The following is a 230-nucleotide window of genomic DNA, read 5'->3' on the forward strand; positions in this document are numbered from 1 at the left end:
GAGAGGACGGAGCGGTCACCGGAGAGATGACCGTGGTCTGGACCCTTCGCCCGAATTCCTGACCTCCGCCGGATTCCTCACCTCACCCGCCCACCGGGTAGGCTGCCCGGCGTGCGCCTGGCCAGGCGCACGCCGGGCAGCGGAAACAACGAGAGGAACCGGCGGTGCACGTCCAGGAGTGGCTGGAGACCGTTCCCGCGGTCAGTGTCTATCTCCTGGTGGGGGTGGTC

At 68.7% G+C, this 230-nt stretch carries 1 pseudogene; it reads left to right on the forward strand.

Annotation, left to right across the window (positions count from 1 at the left end):
• Positions 1 to 164: 164 nt before the first annotated feature.
• Positions 165 to 230, forward strand: a pseudogene (locus tag CU044_RS39470) (DedA family protein); the annotation flags it as partial.

Origin of the sequence: Streptomyces sp. L-9-10, assembly GCF_004151105.1 — a bacterium.
Taxonomy (GTDB): Bacteria; Actinomycetota; Actinomycetes; order Streptomycetales; family Streptomycetaceae; genus Streptomyces.